The following is a 25,013-nucleotide window of genomic DNA, read 5'->3' as shown; positions in this document are numbered from 1 at the left end:
GGCGGTTGCGGGCCGGATCGGAGACCGCCCGCCCCTGCAGTCCCACCGCTCACCGCGGATCCGGGGCGAATCGGTTCAGAAGGCAGAGGGTCATCGACCGCTCGGCCCGTGGAGCTGGCGATTCGTGAGGGGAGCCTTGGCTCACACAGGGGAATGTCCTGCAGCTCGTCCGGGCTACCCTGAGTTGTGAGCACTGCAGCATCCACCCTCGCGGCCCCCGCGGATTCGGCTCGCGCGACCCGCGAGACGGGCGCGCAACTCCGCAACGTAGCCATCGTCGCCCACGTCGACCACGGCAAGACCACCCTCGTCGACGCCATGCTCCGCGCCTCCGGCGCGTTCGGTGAGCGTGCCGCCGTTGTCGACCGGGTCATGGACTCCGGCGACCTCGAGCGCGAAAAGGGCATCACGATCCTCGCCAAGCACACGGCGATCAACTGGCACGGCATGACGCTGAACGTCGTCGACACCCCCGGCCACGCCGACTTCGGCGGTGAGGTCGAGCGCGGCCTCTCGATGGTCGACGGTGTGGTCCTGCTGGTCGACGCCAGCGAGGGTCCGCTGCCCCAGACCCGCTTCGTCCTGCGCAAGACCCTGATCGCCGGCCTGCCGGTGGTGCTGGTCGTCAACAAGACCGACCGCCCCGACGCCCGCTGCGAAGAGGTCGTCGACGAGAGCCTCGAGCTGCTGCTGGAGCTGGCCGACGAGCTGGAGCTCGACGAGTCCATGACGGCCCGGCTGCTCGACCTGCCAGTCGTCTACGCGTCGGGCCGCGCCGGCCGGGCGAGCCGCAACCGGCCCGCCGACGGCGACCTGCCCGACGAGCCGGGCCTCGAGTCGCTGTTCGACGTGATCGCCGAGACGGTTCCGCCGCCGGCGGACGACCCGAACGCCCCGCTGCAGGCGCACGTCACCAACCTCGACGCCACCCCGTTCCTCGGGCGCATCGCGCTCTGCCGCGTCCGTGCCGGCGTGATCCGCCGCGGCCAGCAGGTCGGCTGGTGCACCGCCGACGGCAAGGTCACCCGCGTCAAGATCACCGAGCTGCTGCGCACCGAGGCACTCACCCGTGTCCCGGCCGAGTCGGCGAGCGCGGGCGACCTGGTCGCCGTCGCCGGCATCCCGGACGTCACGATCGGCGACACCCTGGCCGACCCGGAGAACCCGGTGGCGCTGCCGCGGATCCACGTCGACGAGCCGGCGATCTCGGTGACCATCGGCATCAACACCTCGCCGCTGGTCGGCCGCGACCCGCACCCGGGCACCAAGCTCACCGCCCGCCAGGTCAAGGGCCGGCTGGAGAGCGAGCTGATCGGCAACGTCAGCCTGCGCGTGCTGCCCACCGAGCGCCCCGACGCCTGGGAGGTGCAGGGCCGCGGCGAGCTGGCGCTGGCCATCCTGGTCGAGACGATGCGCCGCGAGGGCTTCGAGATGACCGTCGGCAAGCCCGAGGTCGTCACCAAGGTGATCGACGGCAAGCTGCACGAGCCGTTCGAGCAGCTCTCGGCCGACGTGCCGAGCGAGCACCTCGGTGCCGTCACCCAGCTGCTCGCCTCGCGCAAGGGTGAGCTGTCCAACCTCGTGCACGGCGACACCCGGGTCCGGATGGACTACCGCGTGCCGTCGCGCGGTCTGATCGGCTTCCGCACCGAGTTCCTGACGATCACGCGCGGCGCCGGCATCGTCAGCCACGTCTTCGACGGGTACGGCCCCTGGGTCGGCGAGATCAACAACCGCCTGCGCGGCTCGCTGATCGCCGACCGCAGCGGCCCGGTCACCGGCTACGCGGTCGACGCGCTCTCGGACCGCGGCGTGCTCTTCGTCGGTCCGGGCACGATCGTCTACGGCGGCATGGTCATCGGCGAGTACACGCGCAACGAGGACCTCGAGGTCAACATCGTGCGCGAGAAGAAGCTCACCAACATGCGCAAGTCGACGGCCGACGAGCTCGTGAAGCTCACCCCGCCGACCGTGCTCAACCTCGAGCAGTCGCTGGAGTTCTGCGCCAACGACGAGTGTGTCGAGGTCACACCCGAGTCGGTGCGCATCCGCAAGGTCGAGCTCGACTCGCACCTCCGGGCCCGGGCCCGCTCGCGCGCCCGGACCGCAGGCTGAGCTCGATCCGTCCGAGAAGGGCAGGCGCCGGTCGTCACACGACCGGTGCGAGGATGGCGGCTCCGCGGGCCGTGGGTCCGCCCGGCAACGGGGGTGGCTGGTGATTCGCCTGAGGGCGGTGCTGATCCTGATCATCGGGGTCATGCTGGCTGCTTGCACCAACGCGCCGGTGCCGTCCCCACAGCCCACGACACCGACGCCGACCCCGCAGCCGGAACCCACCCAGATCGTCGTCGGCGTCGACGACCTTCCGCCCGGGTTCAACCCGCACCTGATCGCCGACACCTCGCCGGTGACGACCGCGCTGGCCACGCTCGTGCTGCCCTCGGTGTTCCGGGTGGACGCCGCCGGCACGCCGCAGCTCGACACGACGATCGCGACCAGCGCCGAGGTCACGTCGACCGAGCCGTTCACGGTGAGCTACGAGCTCAACCTCGAGGCCTCGTGGTCGACGAACACCCCGATCGCGGCCGAGGACTTCGTCTACCTCTGGGAGCGGATGCGCGGTGACACCGGCGTGGCCGACGCCGCCGGCTACCGCCTCATCACCGAGGTCCGGTCGCGGGCGGGTGGCAAGGCGGTCGACGTCGTCTTCGCCGAGCCCTACCCGGCGTGGCAGCGGCTGTTCTCGAACCTGCTGCCGGCGCACGTCCTGAAGGACGCGCCGGGCTCGTGGGTCGGCGCGCTGGTCGGCGGCCTCCCGGCATCGGGTGGCCCCTTCAAGGTGCTCACCGTCGACCGCGCGCGCGGCGAGGTGGTGCTGGCCCGCAACGACCTGTACTGGACCACCCCGTCCGTCGTCGACCAGCTGGCCTTCCGCAGGCTCGATGCACCCGCGATCGCCGCCGGGCTCGCATCCGGCGACGTCACCGTCGCGATGCCGGAGGCTCGCGAGGGCATCCGGACCGCGCTCGGCGGGTTCACCCCGCCCCCGAAGCTGCAGCCCGGGCCGCAGCCGTCGGTCACCCAGCTGGGCATGCGGGCCGACGCCGGACCGCTCGCCGACCCGCGGGTGCGGCAGGGCATCGCCGCGGTCATCGACCGGGAGGCCGTGCGTGCCGCGGTCGCGCCGGAGGCGCTGGCCGCCGACGCGTTCGGGGTGGCGCCGTCCCAGCCCGGCTACAGCGCAACCGCGCCCGCCGGCGCGCCGGCGCGACCCGACCCGGTGGCCGCCGCCCAGCTGCTCACCGCGGCCGGCTGGACGCGTGAGGCCGGCACCGGCCGCTGGACGGTTGACGGCACCCCCGTGCAGCTGGTGATCGGTGCGGCCGCGGAGCGCCCGCAGGACCAGAAGGTCGCGGAGAACGTCGCGGCACAGCTGACCGCGGCCGGGATCGGCGTCACGGTTGTGGTGCCGCCCGGCGTCGACCTGTTCGGCAGTGCGACCGTCCCGGCCATCCCGCCGAGCACGACGGCGCAGCCGACACCCACGGCCTCCACGACCACGACGGCCGCGCCGGCCCCGACCACCGGTGCCGGCCAGCGGCGGCCGACGCCGGCCCCGACACCGAGCCGGGCGCCGATCCCGACGCCGGTGTCGGCGCCGGTGACGGCACCCACGACCGGCCCACCGACGACCGCCGCCACGACGACGACCGCCGCCACGACGACGACCGCCGCACCGGCTCCCACCGGCGGGGTCGAGGTCGATCTGATGGTCGTGCCACGCACCGTCGGTGGTGACGTCGGCACCGAGATGGCGTCCGACTACGGCTGCCCGCTCGCGACGGCGCTGGTGCCGGAGCCGCCGCGCTCGCCGACGGGTTTCTGCTTCCACCTGCTGCAGCCGCTGCTCGACGAGCTCGTGATGGCGGACCCCCGACCGGAGACCGCAGCGGCGGTCGAGCGGATCCTCTGGCAGCAGCTGCCGGCGTTGCCGCTCTTCCAACCCGTCTCGCTGGTCATCAGCACGGCCACGGGGGAGACGGCGACCGGCATCGGCCCCGGTCCGCTCGGAACGGGCCCGCTGACCGGCGCCGAACGCTGGCGGCCGCCCGCAAGCTGACGTGGCTGGGGGAGGGCAGGAAAGCCACTTTCCGGCCCTCACAGGGCAGGAAAGTGGCTTTCCTGCCCTCGCTGCGCAACGCCGCTCCCGGCCTGGGCCGGCCGGCGGCGGGTTGCGTCGGCCCGGCCGGTGGCGGCAAGTGACCGCCGGTTGAGCACCCGGGTTCGCGGGAGCGCCGGCGTCGCCGGGAGGCAGAAAGTCGGCCCGCGAAGGTCACGAAAGTGGCTTTCTGATCTTCCACGCAGATCGCACGCAAAGCCGAGAGCGGAACCGGTAAGCCTCCTAGAGGGTTGACCAGCGGAAACCACGGTGAGATCGACCCGACGCCCCGATCGCGGCCGTTCGGCCGTCGGACGCTCGCGCATAAGACGGCACCTCATGGGTGTGTCCGTCGCAGAGGGTTACTGAGCGGTAAGCGGCTGCAGGCGGAGCGTGAGGATACGGTCACCCTTTGGTCACGATCGCCAGCACGCTCGTGACGACCACATGTTGGGTTCCTACCGTGCCGGAGTCGGCTCCCGTCCCAACACATGGACAGGTGTCGACACATGCTTATCGGGCGGCGCCGACCACGGGCCCCCTCGCAGAGAGAGGTCAGGGAATCGATGACGAGATCGAAGGCCGGATTAGCAGCTGTCGCCGTGACGGCGGCGGCCAGTCTGGTACTCGCCGGTTGTGCCCAGCAGAGCAACTCGGGCCCACCAGCGGGTAGCGGCGCACAGCCGGCCGTCGGATTCCCGGAGACGCCCCCCAATCCTGAGGTACCAGGCGGGAAACCGGGAGGGGTTTTCCGGCTCGGCATCACCGAGCCCACCGCGATCGACCCGTACAACACGCAGGAGTCCGAGGGCCAGGGCGTCGAGGATTCCCTGTTCACCGGCCTGCTCGAGGTCACGCCGGACGGCGAGCCCGTGCCCGGTGTCGCCACCGACTGGTCGCCGAACGACACGTGCGACACGTGGACGTTCAACCTGAAGCCGGGCACGAAGTTCCACAACGGCGAGATCGTCGACGCCGCGGCGTTCAAGCGCGGCTGGGAGCGGGCCTCGATCAAGGACTCCGGTTCCGAGGTCAGCTACCACCTCGACGTGATCAAGGGTTACGACGAGATCAGCAGCGGCGCCGCGACCGAGATGAGCGGCGTCAACGCGAGCAACCCGAACCAGCTGGTCGTCACGCTCAAGAACGCCGACTGCGAGTTCCCGCTCCGCACGATCCACCCCGTCGCGGCCCCCATGCCGGTGGCGGCCGGTCCCACGTCGAACACCGCGTTCAACGACGCCCCGATCGGCAACGGCCCGTTCAAGATGGACGGGAAGTGGAACCACGACCAGGGCATCCGGCTCGTCCGGTTCGACGACTACACCGCGGGCCCGAAGGCGTTCCTCGACGCCATCGAGTTCACGATCGTCAGCCCGAGCAACGGCGTGCAGCTGGAGTACGACGGCTTCGTCAACGGCACGTTCGACTGGGCCCGCATGCCGGCGCCGCTGATCGCGCAGAACCGCAGCACGTACGAGCCGCAGGGCAAGTGGATCTCGCGCAAGACCAACGCCACCAACTACTTCGTCACCGGTGACACCACCGCGCCGCTCAACAGCGTCGACGCCCGCAAGGCCGTGTCGATGGCGATCGACCGCAACGCGATCGCGCAAGGCGTGTTCAAGGGTGCGCAGGTGCCGGCGACGTCGATGATCCCGGCCGCGTTCCGCGACGTGTACCAGGAAGGCGTCTGCGACGCCTGCACGTTCAACCTGGACGAGGCGAAGAAGCTCGCCGAGAAGGCGGGCCTCAAGCCCGGTACCGAGATCAACCTGTTCTACAACACCGGTGCCGGCCACGAGGAGTGGACCGCGGCGGTGCGCCAGCAGCTGGAGAAGAACCTCGGGCTGGTCGTCAAGTACAGCGGCGTGCCGTTCAACGACCACCTGAACAACCTGGAGGCGCCGACGATGTCGGGGCTGAACAGGCTCGCCTGGAGTGCGGACTACCCGACCCCCGGCAACTTCATGATCCCGCTGATGGCCACGTCGTCGATGAAGCTCGACGCGCAGGGCAACGTGAAGGGCAACAACTACAGCCGCTACTCCAACCCGGAGTTCGACGCACTCGTCCTCAAGGCGAGCGCGACGAAGGACGAGGCGGAGCGGTCCAAGCTGTGGCAGCAGGCCGAGCAGATGTCGATCGGCCGTGACCTCGCACTCATGCCGATGTTCCAACGCCAGCAGTTCCGCCTGGTCGCGACCGACAGGTTCGCCAACATCAACATGGACTTCAGCGAGAACCCGACGTTCGACAAGATCTTCCTGAAGTGACCTCGTGAGGTGAGCCGGCGGCCCCGACCCAGGGGCCGCCGGCTCACGCACGGAGAGAGGCGTCCATGGGCAAGTTCATCCTGCGCCGGGTCGGTCAGGCAGTCATCGTCGTGCTCGCCGCGATCCTGCTCGTCTACGTCGCAACCTACGCACTCGGCGACCCGTTCGCCTCCACCGGCGACCGGCAGGTCCCACCGGAGATCGCGGCCCAGAACCGGGCCATCTTCGGGCTCGACCAGCCGCTGCCGATCCAGTACATCAACTACATCGGCAACCTGGTCACCGGCGACCTCGGTCTCGACTTCGACCAACGCCGCCCGGTGATCGACATGTTGGGTGCCGTCGTGCCCAACACGGCCCGGCTCGCGCTCGTGGCGATCCTGATCGACGTCGCGATCGGTGTCATCGCCGGCATCATCGCGGCCGTCAAGCGCTACTCGTTCGCCGACGTGCTGGTCACGGTCGTGTCGACGGTTGCGATCGGCGTCCCCACGTTCGTGATCGGGCTCGGGTTGCTGGCGTTCCTGTCCGGCGTCGGGCCGTTCCCGGTGGTGCCACGAAGTTTCACCGACCAGGTGCCCTGGTACCAGGAGGTGCTGCTGCCGGCGTTCGCACTCGCGATCATCGACGCCGCGTTCGTGGCGCGGCTGATGCGCGGCTCGATGCTGGAGGTGCTGCGCGCCGACTACATCCGCACCGCCCGCGCGAAGGGTGTCTCGGAGCGTCGGGTGATCGGTGTGCACGCGCTGCGCAACTCGATCATCCCGGTCGTCACGTACGTCGGTGTTTCGCTCGGCACGCTGCTCGGCGGCGCGATCATCACCGAGGCGATCTTCCAGTACGACGGGGTCGGCTACCTGCTCTTCCGTGCCATCGGCTCCAACAATGCCCCCGTGATCTCCGCGGTCATCGTGTTCGGAGTGATCGCCTACACCGTCCTGAGCCTCATCGTGGACATCCTGTACGCGTTCCTCGATCCGCGGATCCGACTGAACTAGGTGAGGCGACCCCTCATATGAGCTCTCTTCCTCCCACATCCGGCGAGTCCGAGGCGGTCGGGACATCCGACCCCGTCCGGTCGAGCGGGTCGGCCGACTCGGCCCGGTCCGCCTCCGCGGTCGACGCGAAGCTGCCCAAACGGCGGCGCAGCGGCAGCCCCGGCCAGTTCCGCGACATCTGGAACCGCTACCGGCGCAACAAGCTCGCGCTCGTCGGCACGTTCATCGTCGGGCTGCTGGTGTTCCTCGCGATCTTCGAGCCGATTCTCACGCCGTTCGACCCGTTCGAGCAGAACCTGCTCAACACGACCGCCCCGCCGGACTCGCGGCACTTCTTCGGCACCGACGTGCTGGGCAGGGACATGTTCTCGGCGATCATCTACGGCGCCAAGCTCGCCGTGATCGTCGGTGTCGTGACCGTGCTGATGTCATTGCTCGTCGGCGTGGTGTTCGGTGCGATCGCCGGGTTCCGCGGCAAGTTCTGGGACACGCTGATCATGCGGCTGACCGACATCTTCCTGGCGTTCCCGCTGATCATCGGCGCGATCCTGGTGGTGCGGACGTTCGGGGCGGGGATCACGCCGGTGATCATCGCGCTGGTCGTCTTCGGTTGGGCGACGACGGCGCGGCTCATGCGCGGCCAGACGTTGGCGCTGCGGGAGAGCGAGTACGTCGAGGCGGCCCGTTCGATCGGGGCCAGCGACGGCCGGATCATCCTGCGCCACATCATGCCGAACGCGATCGCGCCGGTGCTCGTCTACGCGTTCACGAACATCGGTGTGGTCGTCGTCGCGATGGCGTCGCTGTCGTTCCTCGGCGTCGGCGTCCCCGCGAACGTCCCCGAATGGGGGCGCATGCTCTCGCAGGCCTACGGCTTCATCAAGGTGCCGGGCCAGTCCCACCTGTGGGCCTTCCCCGCGCTCGCCATCTGCATTACGACGCTCGGGTTCGCCTTCGTGGCGGACGGTCTCCGCGATGCGCTCGACCCCAAGCTCCGCGGAGGGAACTGACCCGTGGCAGACATGACGAAGACGATCGCGTCGGAGGACGTGCTCGAATCCGGCTTCGCGTCGCGTGAGGCGCCGCTGCTCGAGGTCCGTGACCTCAGGGTGCACTTCGAGACGCAAGCCGGCACCGTCAAGGCCGTCGACGGCGTGAACTGGCACGTCCACGAGGGCGAGACGCTGGCCATCGTCGGCGAGTCGGGCTCCGGCAAGTCGGTCTCGGCGATGACGATCCTCGGGCTGGTGCCCAGCCCGCCCGCCACCTTCCCGAGCGGGAAGGTGCTCCTGCGCGGTCGCTCGTTGCTGGAGATGCCGGAGTCGCAGCAGCGCAAGCTGCGCGGCAACGACATCGCGATGATCTTCCAGGACCCGCTGACCGCGCTGAACCCGGTGTTCAAGGTCGGCGACCAGATCGCCGAGATGGTGCTGTCGCACCAGAGCATCAGCAAGGCCGGCGCGCGCAAGAAGGCCGTCGACCTGCTCGGCGAGGTGGGCATCCCCAACCCGCGCGCGCGTGCGCTGCAGTACCCGCACGAGTTCTCCGGCGGCATGCGGCAGCGCGCGATGATCGCGATGGCGCTGGCGAACGACCCGCAGGTGCTGCTGGCCGACGAGCCCACCACGGCGCTCGACGTCACCGTGCAGGCGCAGATCATGCAGCTGCTGGTGGACCTGCAGGAGAGTCGCGGCACGGCGATCGTGCTGATCACGCACGACCTCGGGCTCGTCGCGAGCCACGCCGACCGGATCGCCGTGATGTACGCGGGCCGGATCGTCGAGACCGGCACGACCGACGAGATCTTCAGCACCCCGCGGCACGCGTACACATACGGACTGCTCTCCAGCCTCGCGCGGATGGACCATGCGCGGCCCGACAAGCTGGAGCCCATCCCGGGGCAGCCGCCGAGTCTCTCGCGGGTGCCGAGCGGGTGCGCGTTCCACCCGCGGTGCGCGTTCGCCACCGACGCCTGCATGGAGGACATCCCGGCGCTGCTGCCCATCGTCGAGCACTCGGGGCACATGCACGCCTGCATCCACCCCGACGACGTCGCTGCCGCGCACGCCGCCCCGAAGCCCGCCGCTGTCACGGCCGAGGTGAAGGTCGACCTCGGCAAGCCGCCGGTGGTCGAGGTGTCGAAGCTGGTCAAGCACTTCCCGATCAAGGCGGGCCTGCTGTTCCGCCGCGAGGTCGGCTCGGTGCAGGCCGTCAACGGCATCGACATCGAGATCGAGCCGGGCACCACGCTCTCGCTGGTCGGCGAATCGGGGTGCGGCAAGTCGACGGCGGCGCGGTCGATCCTGCGGCTGCAGGAGCCGACGTCGGGCACGGTGCGGCTGGGCGGGAAGGAGATCACCTCGCTCAACGCGCAGTCGCTGCGCAAGGCCCGCGAGAACATGCAGATCGTCTTCCAGGACCCGTACGCGTCGCTCAACCCGCGCATGACGATCCGGCAGATCCTCACCGAGAAGTTCCAGCTGCTCGGCGGCACCGTCACCGACACCACGATCTCCGACCTGCTCGACACCGTCGGGCTCTCCGCCGAGTACGCCGACCGCTACCCGCACGAGTTCTCCGGCGGCCAGCGCCAGCGGGTCGGCATCGCACGGGCGATCGCGCTCAACCCGAAGTTCGTCGTGCTCGACGAGCCGGTCTCCGCCCTGGACGTCTCCATCCAGGCGCAGATCCTCAACCTGCTGGAGAACCTGCAGGTCGAGTTCGGGCTGACGTACCTGTTCATCGCGCACGACCTGTCGGTGGTGCGCCACATCTCCGACCGGGTCGCCGTGATGTACCTGGGCGGGATCGTCGAGCTCGCCGACCGCGACGACCTGTTCGAGCGGCCGCAGCACCCGTACACGCAGGCGCTGATCTCGGCGGTCCCGATCCCGGACCCCGCCGTCGAGCGTGCCCGCGAGCGGATCATGCTGGTCGGCGACGTGCCGAACCCGGCCAACCCGCCCAGCGGCTGCCGCTTCCGCACCCGCTGCTGGAAGCACCTCGAACTGTCCGAGGCCGACAAGCAGCGGTGCATCGACGTCGAGCCGAAGCTGGAGTTCACGCCGACGTCGCCGCGGCACACGGTGGCCTGCCACTTCTCCGGCGAGCGCCAGGTGCTGCGAGGTGAGCCCGTCGAGGCCTGACCGCGGGGTCCTGCACCACGTGGAGCTGTGGGTGCCGGACCTCGCCACCGCCGTCGCGGAATGGGGATGGCTGCTGGGTGAGCTGGGCTACGAGCCGTACCAGGAATGGGCCGCGGGGCGCAGCTGGCGGCTCGGGCACACGTACGTCGTCGTGGAACGCTCGCCCGACCTCACGGCCGACGTCCACGAGCGGCGCCGGCCCGGCCTGAACCACCTCGCATTCCACGCCGGGAGCAGGGCCGACGTGGACGCGCTGCACGCCGCGGGACCGGCGCACGGCTGGCGGCCGCTGTTCGCGGAGCGGTACCCGCATGCGGGAGGAGCGGGGCACTACGCGGGTTACTTGGAGAACTCGGCCGGGTTCGAGGTGGAGCTGGTGGCGGGGCCACGGGCCCCAGCCGCGAGGGCAGGAAAGCCACTTTCCCGCCCCCACAGGGCCTGAAAGTGGCTTTCCTGCCCTCCCCGCACCCGGCGCGACGTCGAGCCGACGGCCCGGGGCCCGCGACGTGGGGCCTGCGCCGGCCACGGCGGCCGCGACATAGGCTCCAGTCGTGACGCCTACCGCCGCACGACGGCTGCTGCTGGTGCACGCCCATCCTGACGACGAGACGCTCACGACGGGCGGCACGATGGCGCGCTACGCCGCCGAGCCGGACACCGCGGTCACGCTCGTGACCTGCACGTTGGGCGAGCAGGGTGAGGTGATCCCGCCCGAGCTCGCGCTGCTCGACGCCGAGAACGCCGACCAGCTCGGCGGCTACCGGATCGGCGAGCTCGCCGGCGCCTGCACCGCGCTCGGCGTCACCGACCACCGCATGCTCGGCGGCGTCGGGCGTTGGCGTGATTCCGGCATGGCGCTGGCGGGCCACGGCGTCCGCGCCGCGACCCCGGAGGTGCTGCACCCGCGGGCGTTCGCGCGCACCGAGTCGTTCGACGCGCAGGTGGACGCGCTCGTCGAGGTGCTGGAGGAGGTGCGCCCGCAGGTCGTGCTGACCTACGGCGCCGACGGCGGCTACGGCCACCCCGATCACGTGCGGGCGCACGAGATCACGGTCGCGGCGGTCGAACGAGTGCCGGCGCGGCTCTACTTCACCGCGATCGCCCGCTCCGGGCTCGATGCCGGCCTCGCCGGCCTCGATGCCGCGCAGCCGTTCCGCGTGCCGGCGCCCGACGAGCTGCCCAGCGTCCCCGACGACGAGATCACCGTCCGGATCGACGTCGCCGACCAGCGCGAACGCCGGATCGCGGCGATGCGGGCGCACGCGACGCAGATAGCGCTCTGGCAGAGTGGCGCCGCCGTCGCGTACGCGATGAGCAACCTGGTGGCCCAGCCCTTGCTGGACGTCGAGGAGTACGTCGCGGCGCAGCGGGACACCCCGCTGTCCGACGACCTGTTCACAGGGGTGACCGCATGACACAGGGTCTCGACGACCCGGGTCTCGACGAGGACGGCAACACCGGCGACGGGGTCGGGACGCTCACGCTCCTGACCATCGACGGTGCCCTGATCGGCGGGTTCGGCCTCGGGTTCACCCCGCTCTACGTCGCGGCGATCCCGGTGCCGATCGGCGCGGTGATCTCGATGATCGTGCTGCCGTGGCTCGTGCTGAAGGCGGGCGAGATCGACCGCGGGCCGTCGATGGCGGGCGCGCCGCTGTGGGCGTGGCTGTTCGTCGTCGGCGTGCTCGGCCTGCTCGGTCCCGGTGGCGACGTGCTGCTGCCGCCGACGTGGCAGTCGGCGCTGCTGGTGCTGGGCGGGCTGGGCACCGGCCTGTGGGCGTTGCGCAAGGTGCTGCTCTCGCCGGTGCAATTGGCGAAGCCGGTGGTGAAGGGTGGCTGAGGCCATTCCCGACCGCGCGATCATCGGTGTGCTCCGCCCGTTCGTTCGGGCCACCCGGCCCGTGCTCGACGGGCTGCGCGAGTCCGACCCGTTCGGCCTGCGCGCACGTGTGGTCGGGGCCGAGGCCGCCGACGGCGAGGAGCGCCAGCTCGGCGAGAAGATCCTCGACGCGCTCGCGGCCGTCGAGGTGCCCGGTACGGCGGCCTGGGCGGCGATGGGCGTGCCGGAACGTTCGCGGTGGTGGGTGCGCAGGGTCGGCAGGTTCACGACGTTGATCGCCGCCGTTCCAGGCATCGGCGGCGCGCTGGCGAACCGGTTGCCCGTCTCGAAGGCGATCGGTGCTGCCGGGCAGGGGCTGCTGCTCGTCGCGATCGCGGGTGAGCACGGCATGCGCGACGAGGACGAGCTGGTCCAGCTGCTGGGCGCGATCCTCTTCCGCCGCGAGCTGGAGGTCACCGCGCCCGACGCCGCCGCGGACGCCGTCGCCGACGAGCAGGCAGCCGAGATCGCCGGCGACCTGGCGGAGAAGGGCACGCCGCCGACCATCCAGCGGATCGGCCGGGTCGTGTGGCGGCTCGGACGGGCGCTGTTCGCGCTGGAGGGCGAGCTCGACAAGCGGCCGCACGGCAACCTCCTGCACGAGGGCCTCGGCATGCTGCCGGTCGTCGGGGCGGTCGGGAAGTACCTCGGTGAGTGGTCGGGGCTGAAGAAGGCCGCGCAGCAGGCCGAAGAGCGGCTCGCCGGCTACAAGCGCCTCATCTGACCCAAGTTTCGGGTCGTGGTGCGTCTCGGCCGCGAAACGTCCCCACCGTTTTGCCAACCTGCACGGGCTGTTCGGCGTGCAGGTTGGCAAAACGGTGGGAAAGTTCGGGCTGTGGCGTTACGTCAGGGGGATCAGGTAGCGGTACTGGTGGTGCTCGCTGAACCCCAGGCGGTCGTAGAGGGCCAGCGCTCCCGTGTTGTGCAGCGCCACCTGCAGCACGGCCCACCGCGCGCCGCGGTCACGGCCCCACCGCGCGGCCGTCGCGACGAGTCCGCTCGCGATGCCGTTGCGGCGCACGGCGGGCGCCACCTCGATCGCCGAGAGGTGCAGATGATCCTCGACGACCGCCGCGCGCAGCCCGCCGCCCACGGTCCCGTCCGGGCCGGTGAGCAGCGGAAATGCGGTCACGAGCCCGGTCTCGGGGGCCAGCACGTGGCGCTCGGCGGCGGTGGGCGGACCGCCGGTCACCAGCTCCCACCACCGGGGGTCGGGCCGCTCCGGGAGCTCGACGTCGAGCGGCTCGCGTTCACCCAGCGTGTCGAGCGCGGCGACCTGCACCGACACCTCCGCGCCACGGCGGTGTCCCGCGTCCAGCACCCACCCCTGCGCCGCGACCGCCTTCTCCCAGGGCGACCCGACGGGCACCTGCACGCGGATCGGCGTCCCGGTGCGCTCGGCGAACGCCCGCACGGCGTCGAGGGCCGCGGGCACCGGCAGGCCCGGATCGCCGATGGCGAGCGCCGAGTTGGCCCGACCGGTGTAACCACCGGCCGAACGCAGCCGCCATTCGCCCAACGGCTCGTCGACGATCGCCGGCCACGCGTCGGCGCACAAACCCTCCAGCCGGCTCACCGCGGCAAGCGGTGCCCGCCGGGCGACGGCAGGCGGCACCGCCCGCACCGCCACCACTGCGGCCCGCGCCACCCGCACCGGTCCACGACGGGTGACCACGGTCACGTCGTCGCCGACGACGTCCAGCTCGCCGACCGCGTCGCTGTACAGCGGGCGCCCTTCACGCGTCCCGACGAGGTGGCGCAGGGCCACGCGTTGCCCCAGCAGGCCGTCGAGCTCCATCGGTTCCCCCTCCGGTCGGATCAGTGTCACACCGCCCCGGCTCTCGATCCGATCATGTCCGGGGACATACTGTGCAATGACCCTGTTCGGTCGAGTGGAGGACCACCCGTGACCTACGTGATCGCCGAGCCCTGCGTCGACCTGCTCGACAAGGCGTGCATCGAAGAGTGCCCGGTGGACTGCATCTACGAAGGCGGGCGGATGCTCTACATCCACCCCGACGAGTGCGTGGACTGCGGTGCCTGCGAGCCGGTCTGCCCGGTCGAGGCCATCTACTACGAAGACGACGTGCCCGAGCAATGGGCGGCGTACACCAAGGCGAACGTCGACTTCTTCGACGAGCTCGGCTCGCCGGGCGGTGCGTCGAAGGTCGGCAAGGTCGAGCGCGACGTCGAGCCTGCGGCCAGCCTGCCGCCGCAGCAGCACGACGAGTGACCAAGAACCTTCCCGACTTCCCATGGGACTCGCTCGCCGACGACAAGGCGCGGGCGCAGGCCCATCCTGACGGGATCGTCGACCTCTCCGTCGGCACACCCGTCGACCCGGTCGCCGGCGTCGTGCGCGCCGCGCTGTCCGGGCCGGCGGCCGACGAGCCCGGGTACCCGACGACGCACGGGCCGGCGTCACTGCGGGAGGCGATAGCGGGGTCGCTCGCGCGCCGGTTCGGAGTCGTCGTCGACCCCGTCGCGGTGCTGCCGACGATCGGGTCGAAGGAGCTCGTGGCCTGGCTGCCGACGCTGCTCGGCCTCGGCGCGGGCGACACCGTCGTGATCCCCGAGCTGGCCTACCCGACGTACGAGGTCGGCGCGCTGCTGGCCGGTGCGGAGCCGATCCGCTCCGACTCGACCACCGCGCTCGGGCCGCGCCGGGTGTCGCTGGTGTGGCTGAACTCGCCGTCCAACCCGACGGGTCGGGTGCTGCCGCCCGAACATCTGCGCAAGGTCGTCGAGTGGGCCCGCGAGCGCGGTGCCGTCGTGGCGTCCGACGAGTGCTACCTCTCGTTGTCCGACGGCGCCAGCTCCGTGCTGCACCCGGACGTGTCCGGCGGCTCGGCCGACGGCCTGCTCGCTGTGCACTCGATGTCGAAGTCGTCGAGCCTCGCCGGCTACCGCGCCGGCTTCGTCACCGGCGACCCCGCGCTGATCTCGTCGCTGCTGGAGATCCGCAAGCACGCCGGGATGATCGTCCCGCGGCCGGTGCAGGCCGCGATGGAGGCGGCGGCGACGGACGACGCGCACGTGCTGGCGCAGGCCGCCGTCTACGCACGCCGCCGGGCGGTGCTGAGAAGGGCGTTGGAGAGCGCCGGGCTGCGCATCGAGCACTCCGAGGCCGGCCTCTACCTGTGGGCGACGGCGGGCGAGCACGGCCGCTCGACCGTCCGCCGGCTCGCGGAGCAGGGCATCCTCGTCGCGCCGGGCGAGTTCTACGGCCCGGCGGGCGAGCAGTTCGTCCGCGTGGCCGTCACGGCGACGGACGAGCGCATCGACGCTGCGATCACGCGCCTCACGACATGCTGACCGAGCGCGGGCGGCCCCCGGAGGGCCGCCCCGCAGCCCGACCCGGGCCGCGACAGCCGGCCGGGGATGTGTGCGTTGCGCATGTGAGGGCAGCAAAGCCACTTTCCCGCCCTCACAGGGCAGGAAAGTGGCTTTCCTGCCCTTGCCGCCCTCGAGTGAGCTGCGCGAGCGGCATTTCCGGACGGCAGGGCTGGCCCGAAAATGTGGTTCACGCGGATCCCGGCGCTCGCCGAGCAGGCACTACTCCGGCCGCGCCGCCGCCAGCGCGCTGATGCGCTCGTCGACGGTCGCCCACGCCGCGCGCCACTGCCCGCGCTTCTCCTCCGCCCGGGTGCGCTCGCGCTCCACCAGCCGCCCCGCGACGAAGACGACGTGTGCGTCGGGCAGCTCGCCGAACCCGTCGAGCAGCTGGCGGATGCGCTGCTCCGCGACACACGCGTCCTGGTGATCGCCGAGCACCTCCTGCAGCTCGGCGGTGGCCCCGAGGAGCTTCTTGATCGCCGCGCCGCGCTCGGTGCCGCGCATGCTCGGCTCCACCAGCTCGCCGGTGTAGCGCACCCGCTTGCCGTAGATCCGCAGCCCGTGCAGCACCTCGTCGGCGGGGTCGTCGCCGGCCCGCCGCACGGCCTTGCGCAGCTTGTCGGCCTCGCCGCGGACCAGGTCGATCAGCTCGGGACGGGCCCGCGTGGCCGACGGCGAGGGCAGCGGGAGCCGGATCGAGTCGGCGAGCCGCTCCAGCAACGCCGTGTAGCGGGGCGCTTCGAGCGCCGCGAGCATCGTCGCGCGGGCCTCGACCCGCTCCTGGTCGAGCGCCGCGACCAGTGTCTCGCCGGCGGCCTGCTCCGCCTCCGGCAGGTCGGCGATCTCCCCGCGCAGCCGCAGCAGCATCACGTCGAGGTCGCGGACGGGGCCCAACGCACCGCCGAGCCACCCCAGCTCCGCGCGCAGCCCGTCGGCCCACACCGTGTCGAGCAGCGGCCGCGCCGCCTTCAGCGCGGCCCGCATCCGCCGCACCGATACCCGCATCTGGTGCAGGTCCTCGATGTCCTCGCCGGTCCGGGTGCCGGGGTCGTGCGCCAGCAGCGCCCGCAGCCGCAGGTCGAGCGCGGCACGCACGTGGTGCGCCGGCGCGTCCGTCGGGGATGCGGTGAGCGGTTCCGGGAGCTGGACGAGGCGCTGGCGAGGGCGGCGGGGAGTCGCGGTCGGCACGACGTCCGAGGATAGTCGGCGCAGCTAGGCCGCGTTTAGAAAGTCCTGATCGCGCTCTTCGCGCCCAGATCGCCGCTGGCGGCGTTGCCGCTACGACCGGGTACTCAGTACGACGGCTCGTAGCGGCGCCTTGCCAGCGACGATCTGGATCACGAAGAGCATCGACCCTGACTTCCTAAACGCGGCCAAGCTCAGTTCGCGTGCAGCGCTGTGTTCAACGCCACGCCGTCGCCGGTGCGCGCCAGCACCTCGACGGCGCCGGTCACGGAGTTGCGCCGGAAGAGCAGGCCGTTCTGCCCCGAGAGCGTGCGCGCGGGGGCGACCGTGCCGTCGGGCAGCCGCACCTTCGTGCCGGCGGTGACGTAGAGGCCCGCCTCGACAATGCAGTCGTCGCCGAGCGAGATGCCGATGCCGGCGTTCGCGCCGACCAGGCACCGCCGGCCGAGCGAGATGACCTCCTTGCCGCCGCCGGAGAGCGTTCCCATGATCGACGCGCCGCCGCCGACGTCGGAGCCGTCGCCGACCACAACACCCGCGGAGATGCGGCCCTCGACCATCGAGGCGCCGAGCGTCCCGGCGTTGAAGTTCACGAAGCCCTCGTGCATGACGGTGGTGCCCTCGGCGAGGTGCGCGCCAAGGCGCACCCGGTCGGCCTCCGCGATCCGGATCCCGCTGGGCAGCACGTAGTCGACCATCCGCGGGAACTTGTCGACCCCGTACACCGTGACGGTGCCCTTGGCGCGCAGGCGGGCTCTGGCGATCTCGAACCCCGCGACGGGGCACGGGCCGTGGTTGGTCCATACGACGTTGGCGAGCAGTCCGAACTGGCCGTCGAGGTTCGCCTCGTGCGGGGCGATGAGCCGGTGGCTGAGCAGGTGCAACCGCAGGTAGACGTCCTGCGCGTCGACGGGCGGGTCGGCGAGCGACTCGATCGCGGTGCGCACGACGACGGTCGTGACACCACGCGCGGCGTCGGGACCGGCCAGCGGTTCGAGATCGGCGGCGACGTCAGGCGCCTCGGGGCCGAGCGCGGGCGCGGGGTACCAGGTATCGAGCACGACCCCGTCGGTGGTGATCGTGGCAAGGCCGGTGCCGGAGGCGCCCTCGCGGCGCGGTGCGGTGCTCACGGGAAACCACGGTATCCGGCCCGGTCAGCGGGGCGGCTCGGCGGCCTCCCGCTCGGACTGCTCGAACCCGACCGGTCGGGCGGCGCCGGGGCGCGCCGTCCGCGAACGGCTGGTGTAGGCGGAGGCGGCCCGGTAGGCGCCACCGACGCCCCTGCTGCTCGCGCCGTACGTCAGCGACCGCTCGGCGGAGAACCCGAGGTGGCTCCCGACGGTCACGGCGTCGATGTTGGCGCCGAGGAACAGGAACTCCCACGAGTAGACCTGCTCCTGCTGCGCGATGATCGAGCGGACCGCCTCCGGAGTCCACTCCCGGCTCGAGTTCTCGTGCCCGTCGGTCATGACGATCACGATGACCTTCTCCGGGCGGTCCTGCTCCGCCAGCGCCGCGAGCTCGCTGCCGACGTCGGTGACGAGCTTTCCGATCGCGTCGAGCAGCGCGGTCGTCCCGCGAGGGTGCAGCTGCAGCGGCGGCACCTCGGCGATCGGGCGGCGCGAGTAGACGACTTCGTAGTGGTCGTCGAACTGCGCGAGCGTCACCTGCACCTCGCCGGGCACGGCACGCTGGTCCGCGACGAACGCGTCGAACCCGCCCTCGGTGTCGGACCGCAGGCTCTGCATCGAGCCGGAGCGGTCCAGCAGCGCAGCGATCAGGGTCAGGCCTTGCTTCGTCATGACGCTCCTCAGCTCGACGGGTCCACGTGATCGAGGATAGGAGGGATCGCCGAGCTGGAGGGTTGCCGGAAGGCCACATTCCGTCGATCCACCGGCCGGTGGGTAGCGTCGGGGCCGTGGCTGATCTCGATCTCACCGCCGACCCGGTCGACCTGTGCGCAGCGCTGGTCGACGTGCCGAGCGTCTCGGGCGACGAGGCGACGCTCGCCGACGCGCTGGAGGCCGCGCTCCGCGCGCAGGCCCCGCACCTGGAGCTGCTGCGGTCCGGCGACGCCGTGCTCGCGCGCACACGACTGGGCCGCGGTCGTCGCGTTCTGCTGGCAGGCCACATCGACACCGTCCCGATCGCCGACAATCTCCCCAGCCGCCGCGAGGGCGACATGCTGTACGGCTGCGGCACGTCGGACATGAAGGCCGGCGACTCCGTGATCGCCCACCTCGCCGCGACGCTGCCCGACCCGCGGCACGACCTGACGCTCGTCTTCTACGACTGCGAGGAGGTCGAGGCAGCGCGCAACGGCCTCGGCCGGATCGAGCGCGAGCACCGCGAGTGGCTCGACGCCGACCTCGCGATCCTCGGCGAGCCGACCAACGGCGCTGTTGAGGCGGGCTGCCAGGGCACGCTGCGCGTCGAGATCACGACGAGCGGACGGCGGGCGCACTCGGCACGCTCCTGGTTGGGCGAGAACGCGATCCACAAGGCCGGGGCCGTGCTCGAACGACTCGGGTCCTACCAGCCGCGATCCGTCGACATCGACGGCTGCGAGTACCGCGAGGGCCTGCAGGCCGTCCGGATCGACGGGGGAGTGGCCGGCAACGTCGTGCCGGACGTCTGCGTGGTGGCCGTCAACTTCCGCTTCGCCCCCGACCGTGATGTAGCTGCGGCGGAGGCGCACGTGCGTGACGTGTTCGACGGGTTCGACGTGCGGCTGACCGACTCCTCGCCGGGTGCGCTGCCCGGCCTGACGGCGCCCGCCGCGCAGGAGTTCGTCGCCGCGACCGGCACCACGCCCACCGCGAAGTTCGGCTGGACCGACGTCTCCCGCTTCGCCGCCCTCGGCATCCCGGCGCTGAACTTCGGCCCCGGCGACCCGAACCTCGCCCACACCCGCGACGAGCACGTCGACACCCGCCAGATCACCGAGGCGACCGCGATGTTGCGCACGTTCCTCGCCCCATAGGGCTCTGGGGGTCAGGAAAGCCACTTTCATGCAATGACGTTGCATGAAAGTGGCTTTCCTGACCGCGCCTGCCGCCAGGAACACCACCCAATAGGCTGCTTTCATGAGCGAGAGCGTCGACCGGCGCCCGGACGAGAAGCAGCGCGGTCCGGTGATCCTGCGCCGCGAGCGCCGGAACGAGCCGACAACGACCGACCAACGCCTGCTCGACTCCCGGGGCCCCAGCGACTGGGTGCACACCGACCCCTGGCGGGTGATGCGCATCCAGGCGGAGTTCGTCGAGGGTTTCGGGATGCTCGCGGAGGTGCCGCGCGCGGTCACGGTCTTCGGCTCGGCCCGCACCAAGCGCGACCATCCCGAGTACGAGCAGGGCCGCGCGCTGGGTGCGGCTCTCGCCGAGGCCGGTTTCGCCGTGATCACCGGTGGTGGGCCGGGCGCGATGGAGGCCGCGAACCGGGGTTGCTCGGAGGCGGGCGGGCTCTCGGTCGGGCTCGGCATCGAGCTGCCGTTCGAGCAGGGCCTCAACGACTGGGTCGACCTCGGCATCAACTTCCGCTACTTCTTCGCCCGCAAGACGATGTTCGTGAAGTACTCGCAGGCGTTCGTCTGCCTTCCCGGCGGGTTCGGGACGCTCGACGAGCTGTTCGAGGCGCTCACGCTGGTGCAGACCAAGAAGGTCACCAAGTTCCCCGTGGTCCTGCTGGGCAGCCAGTACTGGGGCGGCCTCTACGAGTGGATCGCGGGCACGTTGCTGGAGAGCGGCAAGATCGGCGAGAAGGACCTCGCCCTGCTGCACCTCACCGACGACGTCGATGACGCCTGCAAGATCGTCCAGGAAGCCTGGCGGGCGTGGGAGGAAGCGCACTGATGGGGCCGCTGGCCGTCTGCGTCTACTGCGCCTCCATCGAAGGCATTCCACCGCACTACCGCGAACTCGCCACCGAGCTGGGCAGCCGCATCGCCGCCCGCGGCTGGCAGCTGGTCTCCGGCGGCGGGCGCTCGTCGCTGATGGGCGCGGTCGCGATCGGGGCCCGCGCGGGCGGCGCGCGCACCATCGGTGTGATGCCGAAGGCCCTGGTCGAGCGGGAATGGGCCGACCACGATTCCGACGAGCTGCTGATCGTCGACACCATGCGCGAGCGCAAGGCGCTCATGGAGGCCCACGCCGACGCGTTCATCGCGTTGCCGGGCGGCATCGGTACCTGCGAGGAGCTGTTCGAGGTCTGGACGTCCGGCTACATCGGTCTGCACGCGAAGCCGGTGGTCGTGCTGGACCCCGACGGGCACTACCGCGGCTTGCTGGAGTGGGTGCGCGGGCTCGCCGACCGCGGATTCGTCGTGCCGGAGGCGCTTGCCCGGCTGATCGTCGCGACCGATGTCGACGCCGCACTCGACGCCTGCGCTCCACCAGCTGCCTGACCTGCAGAAACACTACGCAAAGGATTCGAGTGGAGTCGAACGAGCAGACCAACCGCTGGGACGCGCGGCTGGTCCGTATCCACAATGCCCCCACTATCGAGGTTGCCGGTTTGGCCGCGGAGGTCTTCGCGGACGTCACCGGCAGGCAGTACGTCGTCGAGCGCATGTCCGACCCCGACCTCGCGGACAACGCGTGGGTCTTGGCCACGTGGGAGGTGGAGGACGCCGCGAGGGCCGGTGGCGGCGAGTGGATCGGGATGGCCATCTCGTGGCTGCAGGACGGCGACGCCGGATGGGAACGGTCGGCGTACTTCTGCGCCGACGTCTCGTGGACGGCCCGCGCTGCGGGCAACAGCGCGCTCCTGCACATCGACAAGAGCGACCTGACGCTGCCGGTGATCACGGCGGGCGAGCGCGGCCTGCTGCACCTGCTGCTGCAGTCGCAGCGCTACGACTTCCGGTTCGCCGCGATCCGGGAGACGGTGGCCGGGCTGGGCGTCGCCGTCGAGGCGCTCGACCCGTTCAGCCGTGCGATCCACGCCTTCGCGCTGCTCGGCCAGTCCGCCCCGGAGGCGACCGCGGAGTTCGACGCCACCAGCGCGCTCGGCGGCTCGAACGAGAAGGTGCAGCACGCGCTGCTGCACGGGCTCTGGCTGGCCGAATCGCTCCCCGACCAGGCCGAACGCATCCTCCGGTTCGTCGACTCGACCGACGTCCTGCGCGCGGACGACCCGGTCGTCGCGCTGCGCAAGGCGCACGCCCTGCGCAAGCTGCACCGCTTCGACGAGGCGCTGCAGAGCATCGACCTCGGCATCTCGCAGATCTCGCCGGCCGCGCTCGACGTGCACCGCGACTTCGTCCGGGAACGCTCGATGATCATCGCCGTGCGCGACACGCAGGCGGCCTACGAGCAGGCGCGGCACTCGCTCGCCGAGCAGGTCGAGGAGCACGTCGGCGCGCTGGAGGGTGCGGTCGCGACGAAGGCCGACCAGATCGAGGGCAAGGTCTCCGATTCGCTGTTCCGGATGGTGGAGATCCTCGCCCTGTTCACCGCGGTGATCGCGCTGCTCGCGGCCGGCACGGCCAGCGTGACGATCGGCAACCTCGAGTGGTGGCAGCGCGGAGTGCTGCTGGTCGTTGCCGGTGCCGTCATGATGATCTTCTTCCTCGCGGTCAGGGTCGTCGTGCGGCCCCGCCGCAGGACGTAGGTGGAGCCCCTCGTCGAGCGCTGGTTCGTGCGCCGGACATGGCAGGAACCGAGCTGGACGGTGCGCGAGCTGGTGGCGGCCAAGGCGGGCCGGACCGTGTCGGTCGTGCTGCCGGCGCTCGACGAGGAGGCGACGGTCGGCGCGATCGTGGCCGCGATCGCGCCGCTGACCCGGCTGCCGGATCCGCTGGTCGACGAGCTGGTGGTGATCGACTCCGGCTCCCGTGACGCGACGGTGGCCCGTGCCGCAGCGGCCGGTGCGCGGGTCGTGCGTCGCGACGACGTCCTGCCCGGTGTCACGCCGCAGCCGGGCAAGGGTGAGGTGCTTTGGCGCTCGCTCGCCGCGACGTCCGGCGACATCATCTGCTTCCTCGACTCCGACCTCGTCGACTTCGAGGCCGCCTTCGTGCCGGCGCTGCTGGGTCCGCTGCTCGTCGAGCCGGACGTCCGGCTCGTGAAGGGCTTCTACCGCCGGCCGCTGCGGCTGGAGACGACCCAGCTCGACACCGGCGGCGGCCGGGTGACGGAGTTGCTGGTCAGGCCTCTGCTGGCGGCGTTGCGACCGGAGCTGTCGGGGGTGGTACAGCCGCTCGGCGGGGAGTACGCCGCCACCAGGGCGTTGCTGGAGTCGCTGCCGTTCGCTGCGGGGTACGGCGTCGAGATCGGGCTGCTGCTCGACACGCACACGCGGCACGGTCTCGATGCACTCGCACAGGTGAACCTCGGGGTCCGCAAGCACCGCAACCGGTCGCTCCTGCAGCTCGGGGTGATGGCCCGCCAGATCCTGGCGGCGGCGCTGGCGCGCTGCGACGTCCCCGACACCGGCGCCCCGCTCACTCAGTTCGTGCAGGTCGACGGCGTTTGGTTGGCGGCTCCGGCCGAGGAACCGCTGGCCGAGCGGCCCGCGATGCGCGATGTGCCGGGGCCCGTGCGGTGAACAAGCCCGACGTGGTGGGATGGCCAAGGTGGGCACTGCGCTGATCTACCTCCTCTCCGTCGCGGTGGTCGGCGCCGCCGTCTTCGGGATCGCGACCGTGGTTTTCGGGCGCGGCGAGGAGCTGGCGCCGCTGCCGCCGACCGCCACCCCGACCCGGCTCCCCGTCGGCCGCATCACCGGCCCGGACGTCCGCGGTCTGCGGTTCCCGCAGGCGGTGCGCGGCTACCGGATGGGCGACGTCGACTGGGTGCTGTCCCGCCTGGCCGCCGAGCTCGACCGCACCGCGGCCGAACGGGACGACCTGCTCGACCGGATCGCGGCGCTTGAGGCCGAGCCGGTGAGCGCAGGCGAGGGCGAGCCGGGTTGAGCGCCACCGTCGAGCTGGCGGTGCCGATCGACGTGGCGGCGCCCGCCGCTGTCGTGTGGGCGACCGTCACCGACTGGCCGGGCCAGCGCGAGTGGATGCTGGGCACGACCGTCACGGTCGAAGGAGGCGGCGACGGGCAGCGGATCGGGGCGCGGGTGAGCGCGTTCACCGGCGTCGGGCCGCTCGGGTTCACCGACCCGATGGAGGTCGTCGAGTGGGACCCGCCGCGGCGGTGCGTGATGCGCCACGACGGGAAAGTGGTGCGCGGGACGGGGGTGTTCGAGGTGACGGAGCTGGCGCCCGCGCGGTCCCGCTTCCTGTGGATCGAGCGGATGGAGCTGCCGCTCGGCGCAGCCGGACGGCTCGCGTGGCCGCTCGCCCGCCCGGTCGTCAGGGCCGGCGTGGTGGTGTCGCTTCGTCGAATGGCTGCGGTGTGCGAACGGCGGTACCGGAATGGATGACGGAAGAACGCGCTGCGGCTGGGCCGGCAGCGCTCCCGAATACGTCGCCTATCACGACGACGAGTGGGGACGCCCGCTGCGAGGGGTCACCGCGATGTTCGAGCGGCTGTGCCTCGAAGGGTTCCAATCCGGCCTCTCCTGGATCACGATCCTGCGCAAGCGGCCGGCGTTCCGCGCGGCGTTCGCCGGGTTCGAGCCCGCCGCCGTCGCCGGGTTCGGCGATGCGGACGTCCAACGTCTGATGGCCGACGCGGGGATCGTCCGCAACCGCGCCAAGGTCGACGCAAGCATCAACAACGCCCGTGCGGTGCTGGAGCTCGACGTCCCGCTCGACGAGCTGCTGTGGTCGTTCGTGCCCGAGCGGCACGTCCGGCCCGCGACGCTCGCGGACGTCCCCGCCATCACCCCGGAGTCGAAGGCGATGGCCAAGGAGCTGAAACGGCGTGGCTTCAAGTTCGTCGGCCCGACGACGTGCTACGCCCTCATGCAAGCGACCGGACTGGTCGATGACCACATCGAGAACTGCTGGCGGGCAGCGACGTGATCGCAGCGGAGCGTGAACGAAATGGTCGATTGATCGCTCCGGTTTCACCTCGCTGAAGCCGATGAGGAAAGATGTTCGTCAGCATCGGAGCGGCGTCCTGCACGCAGAGACCTGGC

Annotated in this window: 24 protein-coding genes; 20 read left to right on the top strand and 4 right to left on the bottom strand. The window is 71.3% G+C overall.

Features of this window, described 5'->3' with window-relative positions:
- Nucleotides 1-186 precede the first annotated feature (186 nt).
- From typA to LL648_RS01215, 10 genes are all read left to right on the top strand, one after another.
- Nucleotides 187-2,115, top strand: coding sequence for a translational GTPase TypA (gene typA / locus LL648_RS01260; RefSeq protein WP_308190222.1), 1,929 nt, complete (start codon nt 187-189; stop codon nt 2,113-2,115).
- A 100-nt stretch (nt 2,116-2,215) separates the two neighbouring features.
- Nucleotides 2,216-4,120 carry an ABC transporter family substrate-binding protein gene (locus LL648_RS01255; protein WP_232660485.1) on the top strand — a complete coding sequence of 635 codons (1,905 nt, stop codon included), beginning with the start codon at nt 2,216-2,218 and terminating at the stop codon, nt 4,118-4,120.
- Between the two features lie 605 nt (nt 4,121-4,725).
- Entirely contained in the window at nt 4,726-6,435 is a 1,710-nt protein-coding gene (locus LL648_RS01250; RefSeq protein ID WP_232660484.1) for a peptide ABC transporter substrate-binding protein, read from the top strand.
- 65 nt (nt 6,436-6,500) lie between these two features.
- Entirely contained in the window at nt 6,501-7,433 is a 933-nt protein-coding gene (locus tag LL648_RS01245; protein ID WP_232660483.1) for an ABC transporter permease, read from the top strand.
- Between the two features lie 17 nt (nt 7,434-7,450).
- Nucleotides 7,451-8,443 carry an ABC transporter permease gene (locus LL648_RS01240; RefSeq protein ID WP_232660482.1) on the top strand — a complete coding sequence of 331 codons (993 nt, stop codon included), beginning with the start codon at nt 7,451-7,453 and terminating at the stop codon, nt 8,441-8,443.
- A 12-nt stretch (nt 8,444-8,455) separates the two neighbouring features.
- Nucleotides 8,456-10,579 carry an ABC transporter ATP-binding protein gene (locus tag LL648_RS01235; protein WP_232660481.1) on the top strand — a complete coding sequence of 708 codons (2,124 nt, stop codon included), beginning with the start codon at nt 8,456-8,458 and terminating at the stop codon, nt 10,577-10,579.
- Nucleotides 10,560-11,021: a VOC family protein gene (locus LL648_RS01230; protein ID WP_232660480.1), complete on the top strand. Its 462-nt coding sequence runs from the start codon at nt 10,560-10,562 to the stop codon at nt 11,019-11,021. Before LL648_RS01235 ends, LL648_RS01230 begins: the two co-directional genes overlap by 20 nt.
- Nucleotides 11,022-11,130: 109 nt before the next feature.
- The gene (gene mshB, locus LL648_RS01225; protein ID WP_232660479.1) at nt 11,131-11,994 is read left to right on the top strand and encodes an N-acetyl-1-D-myo-inositol-2-amino-2-deoxy-alpha-D-glucopyranoside deacetylase; all 864 of its coding nucleotides are present in this window, start codon (nt 11,131-11,133) and stop codon (nt 11,992-11,994) included.
- Entirely contained in the window at nt 11,991-12,419 is a 429-nt protein-coding gene (locus LL648_RS01220) for a hypothetical protein (protein WP_232660478.1), read from the top strand. Before mshB ends, LL648_RS01220 begins: the two co-directional genes overlap by 4 nt.
- Entirely contained in the window at nt 12,412-13,182 is a 771-nt protein-coding gene (locus LL648_RS01215) for a hypothetical protein (protein ID WP_232660477.1), read from the top strand. The genes LL648_RS01220 and LL648_RS01215 overlap by 8 nt, the downstream gene beginning before the upstream one ends.
- 117 nt (nt 13,183-13,299) lie before the next feature.
- Here the strand turns inward: LL648_RS01215 and LL648_RS01210 are convergent, their stop codons facing one another.
- Complete coding sequence (locus tag LL648_RS01210; RefSeq protein WP_232660476.1) at nt 13,300-14,256, bottom strand: GNAT family N-acetyltransferase; 957 nt, start codon at nt 14,254-14,256, stop codon at nt 13,300-13,302.
- A gap of 108 nt (nt 14,257-14,364) precedes the next feature.
- On the opposite strand from LL648_RS01210, the gene fdxA reads away from it, so the two are divergent.
- Both fdxA and dapC read left to right on the top strand, forming a co-directional pair.
- Nucleotides 14,365-14,691, top strand: a complete 327-nt coding sequence (fdxA, locus tag LL648_RS01205; RefSeq protein WP_232660475.1) for a ferredoxin — start codon at nt 14,365-14,367, stop codon at nt 14,689-14,691.
- On the top strand, nt 14,688-15,773 hold the full coding sequence (dapC, locus tag LL648_RS01200) for a succinyldiaminopimelate transaminase (RefSeq protein WP_232660474.1): 1,086 nt from the start codon (nt 14,688-14,690) through the stop codon (nt 15,771-15,773). Before fdxA ends, dapC begins: the two co-directional genes overlap by 4 nt.
- Nucleotides 15,774-16,013: 240 nt before the next feature.
- Here dapC and LL648_RS01195 read toward each other — a convergent pair whose 3' ends face one another.
- The 3 genes from LL648_RS01195 to LL648_RS01185 form a co-directional block, all read right to left on the bottom strand.
- Nucleotides 16,014-16,982 (bottom strand): CHAD domain-containing protein, encoded by a 969-nt coding sequence (locus tag LL648_RS01195; RefSeq protein ID WP_232660473.1) that lies wholly within the window; start codon nt 16,980-16,982, stop codon nt 16,014-16,016.
- Nucleotides 16,983-17,173: 191 nt separating this feature from the next.
- Nucleotides 17,174-18,109: a 2,3,4,5-tetrahydropyridine-2,6-dicarboxylate N-succinyltransferase gene (gene dapD / locus LL648_RS01190; RefSeq protein WP_232660472.1), complete on the bottom strand. Its 936-nt coding sequence runs from the start codon at nt 18,107-18,109 to the stop codon at nt 17,174-17,176.
- Nucleotides 18,110-18,133: 24 nt separating this feature from the next.
- On the bottom strand, nt 18,134-18,781 hold the full coding sequence (locus LL648_RS01185) for a vWA domain-containing protein (RefSeq protein ID WP_232660471.1): 648 nt from the start codon (nt 18,779-18,781) through the stop codon (nt 18,134-18,136).
- Between the two features lie 116 nt (nt 18,782-18,897).
- Here LL648_RS01185 and dapE point away from each other — a divergent pair, with 116 nt between their 5' ends.
- The 8 genes from dapE to LL648_RS01145 all read left to right on the top strand — a co-directional run bounded on the left by dapE (nt 18,898) and on the right by LL648_RS01145 (nt 24,897).
- Complete coding sequence (dapE, locus tag LL648_RS01180; RefSeq protein ID WP_232660470.1) at nt 18,898-19,962, top strand: succinyl-diaminopimelate desuccinylase; 1,065 nt, start codon at nt 18,898-18,900, stop codon at nt 19,960-19,962.
- Nucleotides 19,963-20,065: 103 nt separating this feature from the next.
- Nucleotides 20,066-20,830: a TIGR00730 family Rossman fold protein gene (locus LL648_RS01175; protein ID WP_232660469.1), complete on the top strand. Its 765-nt coding sequence runs from the start codon at nt 20,066-20,068 to the stop codon at nt 20,828-20,830.
- Entirely contained in the window at nt 20,812-21,381 is a 570-nt protein-coding gene (locus tag LL648_RS01170; protein WP_441344296.1) for a TIGR00730 family Rossman fold protein, read from the top strand. The genes LL648_RS01175 and LL648_RS01170 overlap by 19 nt, the downstream gene beginning before the upstream one ends.
- A 29-nt stretch (nt 21,382-21,410) precedes the next feature.
- Nucleotides 21,411-22,589, top strand: a complete 1,179-nt coding sequence (locus LL648_RS01165) for a hypothetical protein (RefSeq protein WP_232660468.1) — start codon at nt 21,411-21,413, stop codon at nt 22,587-22,589.
- Nucleotides 22,590-23,525, top strand: a complete 936-nt coding sequence (locus tag LL648_RS01160; protein WP_232660467.1) for a glucosyl-3-phosphoglycerate synthase — start codon at nt 22,590-22,592, stop codon at nt 23,523-23,525.
- Between the two features lie 28 nt (nt 23,526-23,553).
- Nucleotides 23,554-23,892 carry a DivIVA domain-containing protein gene (locus LL648_RS01155; protein WP_232660934.1) on the top strand — a complete coding sequence of 113 codons (339 nt, stop codon included), beginning with the start codon at nt 23,554-23,556 and terminating at the stop codon, nt 23,890-23,892.
- Entirely contained in the window at nt 23,889-24,353 is a 465-nt protein-coding gene (locus LL648_RS01150; protein ID WP_232660466.1) for an SRPBCC family protein, read from the top strand. The genes LL648_RS01155 and LL648_RS01150 overlap by 4 nt, the downstream gene beginning before the upstream one ends.
- Nucleotides 24,346-24,897: a DNA-3-methyladenine glycosylase I gene (locus LL648_RS01145; RefSeq protein ID WP_232660465.1), complete on the top strand. Its 552-nt coding sequence runs from the start codon at nt 24,346-24,348 to the stop codon at nt 24,895-24,897. Before LL648_RS01150 ends, LL648_RS01145 begins: the two co-directional genes overlap by 8 nt.
- Nucleotides 24,898-25,013: the final 116 nt, after the last annotated feature.

It is taken from the genome of Pseudonocardia sp. TRM90224 (assembly GCF_021245725.1).
Classification (GTDB): Bacteria; Actinomycetota; Actinomycetes; order Mycobacteriales; family Pseudonocardiaceae; genus Pseudonocardia.
The sequence above is the reverse complement of the archived record's forward strand: the minus strand, read 5'-3'. Positions and strand labels throughout refer to the sequence as shown.